The 4,074-nt window shown below is 71.8% G+C and carries 5 protein-coding genes; 1 reads left to right on the top strand and 4 read right to left on the bottom strand.

From position 1 onward, the window contains the following. The first annotated feature begins 186 nt into the window (after nt 1-186). Nucleotides 187-423, top strand: coding sequence for a hypothetical protein (locus tag AB0G63_RS38920; protein ID WP_360760588.1), 237 nt, complete (start codon nt 187-189; stop codon nt 421-423). Between the two features lie 27 nt (nt 424-450). Here AB0G63_RS38920 and AB0G63_RS38915 read toward each other — a convergent pair whose 3' ends face one another. The 4 genes from AB0G63_RS38915 to AB0G63_RS38900 form a co-directional block, all read right to left on the bottom strand. Then, the gene (locus AB0G63_RS38915) at nt 451-1,698 is read right to left on the bottom strand and encodes a family 16 glycosylhydrolase (protein WP_360760584.1); all 1,248 of its coding nucleotides are present in this window, start codon (nt 1,696-1,698) and stop codon (nt 451-453) included. Between the two features lie 190 nt (nt 1,699-1,888). Then, entirely contained in the window at nt 1,889-2,452 is a 564-nt protein-coding gene (locus tag AB0G63_RS38910; RefSeq protein WP_360760581.1) for a VanZ family protein, read from the bottom strand. A 111-nt stretch (nt 2,453-2,563) separates the two neighbouring features. Next, nucleotides 2,564-3,226: a DUF4230 domain-containing protein gene (locus tag AB0G63_RS38905; RefSeq protein ID WP_360760578.1), complete on the bottom strand. Its 663-nt coding sequence runs from the start codon at nt 3,224-3,226 to the stop codon at nt 2,564-2,566. 167 nt (nt 3,227-3,393) lie between these two features. Further along, entirely contained in the window at nt 3,394-3,774 is a 381-nt protein-coding gene (locus tag AB0G63_RS38900) for an anti-sigma factor antagonist (RefSeq protein WP_360760575.1), read from the bottom strand. Nucleotides 3,775-4,074 lie beyond the last annotated feature (300 nt).

Here is a 4,074-nt window from a genome sequence, read left to right as displayed (position 1 = left end):
CCTGGGACGACTTCGCGGGCACCGCGCCCGAGATCAGCACGGACGGCTCCTACGACCTGTCGCTGACGGTCCGCAACACCGGCGACCGGGACGGGGCGGCGGTGGTGCCCGATGTGCCGCGCGGGTGCCACCGCCGGACCGGCATGGCCGAGCCGAGACGGCCGGATCCGGCCTACGCTCTATGGCATGACCGAAATCGCGAGCCCGCACATCGCCCGTCCGCGGATCGTGGTGCTCGGAGTGCAGCCGGGCACGCCGCCGTTCCGGATCGTGGAGATCGACGGCCAGATGGTCGCCGAGGCGAAGACCCTCATCGACGTACTGGAGGCCGCCGCAGCGTTCGGGATCCACGTGCACGACCTCGACGATCCGGACGTCGTGTGCTGGGTGGGCGGGGACAAGTTCACCTGGAAGCTGCACTGAGGGTCCGCCAGGACCGCGCGGAACCGGTCAGCCGACCGTCCACTTCTGGTTGGCGCCGCCCGTGCAGGTCCAGATCTGCAACCGGGTGCCGTTGGCCGAGTTGTTGCCGGTCACGTCCAGGCACTTGTCGGCCTGCGGGTTGACGATGTCGTGCGCGGCGGTGACGGTCCACTTCTGGTTGGGGCCGCCGGTGCAGTCCCACAGCTGGACGGTGGAGCCGTCGGCGGTGCCGTTGTCGGTGACGTCCAGGCACTTGCCGAGCGCGCGCAGGGTGCCGTCGGAGCCGACGGTCCACTGCTGGGCCGCGGTGCCGTTGCAGTCGTAGAGCTGGACGGGCGTGCCGTTGGCCGGGTTCGCCCCGGCGACGTCGACGCACTTGCCGGCCAGGCCCTTGATCGCGGCCCCGGCGGCGGTGTCGCCGGTGGTGACCGACACCGAGTCTACGACGAGCTGTTGCGGGAAGGCCGTCGAGGCGTCGGGGTCGCCGGGCCAGTAACCGCCCACGGCGAGGTTGAGGATCAGGAAGAACGGCTTGTCGAAGACCCAGGTCCGGCCGCCCAGGTCGGCGGGGGTGCGCCGCTGGTAGACGTTGCCGTCCACGGACCAGGTGATCGAGCCCGGCGCCCAGTCGACGGCGAAGGTGTGGAAGGCGTCGGCGAAGGCCTGTCCGCCGGGCAGGGTGTACGCGGCGCCGATGCCCCCGGAGCCGGAGTAGCCGGGGCCGTGGATGGTGCCGTGCACGGTGGAGGGCTCGAAGCCGACGTTCTCCATGACGTCGATCTCGCCGGAGTCCGGCCAGTTGACGGGTGTGCCGAGCATCCAGAACGCCGGCCACATGCCCTGTCCCCGCGGGATCTTCATCCGGGCCTCGACGTGGCCGTACTGTGCGGTGAATTTCCCGGCGGTGTTGATCCGGGCCGAGGTGTACTGGCAGGCGCCGTACCAGCACTGGTAGCCGGCCGGGTTCTCGCGGCGGGCCGTGATGACCAGGTGGCCCTGGCCGTCCAGCGCGGCGTTCTTGTTGCCGGACGTGTAGTACTGCCGCTCGTGGTTGTTGACGTTGTCGCCGGTCTCCACCTGCCACTTGGCGGAGTCGACCGCGGCCCCGGCGGGTCCGTCGAAGGTGTCGGAGAACGCCACGGCGGCCGCGGCGGTCGCGGTGGTCGCGGCGGCCTCGGGCCGCGCCTGCGCCGGGCCGCCGGCGAGGGTGGCGATCAGCGCGGCGGCGGACAGGGCGGCGAGCAGGCATCTGCGCGGCAGAAGGGGGGAGGCCAAGGCACTTCCTTCCGTACGGCGGCACGGCGGCGGGGCCGGCCGGCCGGGGTGGGGGGTGAAAGGCGCTGAGAGTGCTGCTTCTTGATTTAAGGAGTGAGATAAGTGGGCGTCAAGAGGTTGGTGCGGACCTGGAACCGAGAGGGCCCCGGGCCGTTCGAGGACCCGGGGCCGCCGAGGCGTAGTACCTCGCTCACTGTTCGTCCGGCACCGGCCGGCGCTTCCGGGCGTGCACCGCCCGGCTCAGCCGCCGCCCCAGCAGCAGGTAGCCGAGCAGCGCGCCCGAGGTGTTGAGGATGACGTCGTCGACGTCGAAGGCGCGGCCGGTGACCAGCGCGCCCTGGGCGAACTCCACCAGCAGCATGACCACGGCGGTCAGCAGCAGCACGCGCAGCACGCCGCGGGTGCGCGGGGCGACGATCGGGACGAGGACGCCGAAGGGAATCCCCAGCAGCAGGTTCCCGCCGATCTGCTTGACCGCGTCGCGCAGCGCCGGCTGATCCAGGTAGGCCCGCAGCGACCGGCCCGGATGCAGGTTGGTGTGGGTCAGCGCCACCGACGCGGGGGAGGGCTCCAGGGTGAGCCGGGCCAGCACCACGGCGAACGCCACCATGAAGGCGAACGCGCACGCCATGGCCAGCAGACGGAACGGCAGCGGTACGACGTGCCGCTCGGCGCGCGCGGGTGCCGGCTCGCGCCCCGGTTTGCCGGCGCGCGGGCGTAGCGCGATGCGAGAGCGTGAGGCTGCACGGGCCATTCGATCCTCCGGTCTTCAACTTCCCTGCGGTGCAAAGCGGTTACCCTGCGACCGGCCGACGATGCCCGCCGTGGCCGGGAAGCCGGCGGGCACCGTGCCGCTCGCGCTCGGTCAGCTGCCGTAGGTGACGTGGACCACCTTGAAGCCGAGGGAGTGCAACAGGCCCTCGAGCATGTCGGTGGTGTTGGACTCGGCCCGCGCGGTCAGCCCGCTCTGCCGGGCCGTCTCGCCGATGTGCCGGACCGCGAGTTTCTGCACGGCCTGTTCGCTGTTGGGGTTGTCGGAGAACAGATCGCCGAGCCGGTTGAGCAGACCGCGCTGCTTGGAGACGGCGTAGGAGCGGTCCGGGTCGAGCGCCGGCCTGCCCAGTGCCGCGTGCGGCAGACGGAGCGTGGCGGACGTGCGGTCGTCGTCGACCGTCACGTCGTCCTTGCCGACCTTGCCCAGGTCGACGTAGGCGTCGACGGTGCCCGCGCCGACGTACAGGGTGCGCGAGCCGCGGATCGCGTCCGGCAGGAACTTGGTGTCCTTCTCCAGGTCCACGACGACCTGGAAGTTGCCGGAGGCGGCGTCGTAGCGGCTCATGTCCTGGATGGACTGCAGCAGTGCGGGTCCGGAGCGGTCGTGCGTCTCCGTTCCGAACAGGTCCTTCAGCCCCGGGAGCACGCTCAGCCGGATGCCGGCGAAGAACACCACGAGCACCAGCACGACGGCGCTCACCGCCTTCGCCCAGCCCGGCGTGCGCCTGGACATGCGTCTGATGGGAGTGGTCATGGCGACGGCCCTCCTTCCTCCCCTTTCGCATGCCCGCCAATTCCCCTGGCAGACCGCTGCGTTGGCCGATCGCCGCCGTGGGCGGGGGCAGTGGGGGGCGCACGGGCGCGGCAGGCCGGGGCGCGGTCGCCGCGGACCGGGTGGCGGCGATCCTCAACCGGCGCGGTTCACCACGACCCGGACGTGGCCTCGGGCTGGCCCAGGGCGGCGTCCAGCGTCGGATGCGGGGGCAGCAGGCGGGACAGGCCGGTGACCCTGAGGACGCGCAGGGTCAGGGCGTGGGCGCACACCAGCCTCAGCTCCCCGCCCCGGTCGAGGACCTGGCTGCGGGCCCGGTACAGCAGGCGCAGCCCCGAGCAGTCGAAGAACTCGATGTGCCGGAGGTCGATCACCAGGCTGACGTCACGGCGTGTCGTCAGCCGGTCGAGGTGGGGAGCGATCTCCGCGGCCGCGGCGATGTCGATCTCGCCGTGGAACTCCAGCACCGTGTGTCCCCGGTCGTGGCGGATCCGCAGGTGCCGGGTGAGCGGCGCGGGGTCCTGCTGCACGACGACATCGCCTCCCACCTGCTGCGCCTGCGGCGGCACCGAGCGTTCGAGCGCAGCCGAGTCCCGGGGACCGGCCGACGGCAAAAGCGTTCCCCGCCCTGCAAGTTACCCTCAACGAACTGAATTTGAGCATGTTCGATTGACATATGTCGTCGATTTGCGGTGGAGGTCTTGCGAGGAAGAGCGGGACGGCGCGGCGCGGGACGGCGCGGCACCGGACGGCGCGGCACCGCACGGCATGACACCCCACGGCGCGACACAGCCCGAGCGTCCGCGCGCCCCCCCCGGCCCGCGGGCCCC

Origin of the sequence: Streptomyces sp. NPDC020996 (genome assembly GCF_040641355.1) — a bacterium.
GTDB lineage: Bacteria > Actinomycetota > Actinomycetes > Streptomycetales > Streptomycetaceae > Streptomyces.
This window is presented reverse-complemented; position numbering and strand designations above follow the sequence as displayed.

Bases quoted from the DNA above. Each gene is read 5' to 3' on its own strand.
- AB0G63_RS38920 (WP_360760588.1), top strand. From the start codon at position 187: ATGACCGAAATCGCGAGCCCGCACATCGCCCGTCCGCGGATCGTGGTG.
- AB0G63_RS38910 (WP_360760581.1), bottom strand. From the start codon at position 2,452: ATGGCCCGTGCAGCCTCACGCTCTCGCATCGCGCTACGCCCGCGCGCC.
- AB0G63_RS38905 (WP_360760578.1), bottom strand. From the start codon at position 3,226: ATGACCACTCCCATCAGACGCATGTCCAGGCGCACGCCGGGCTGGGCG.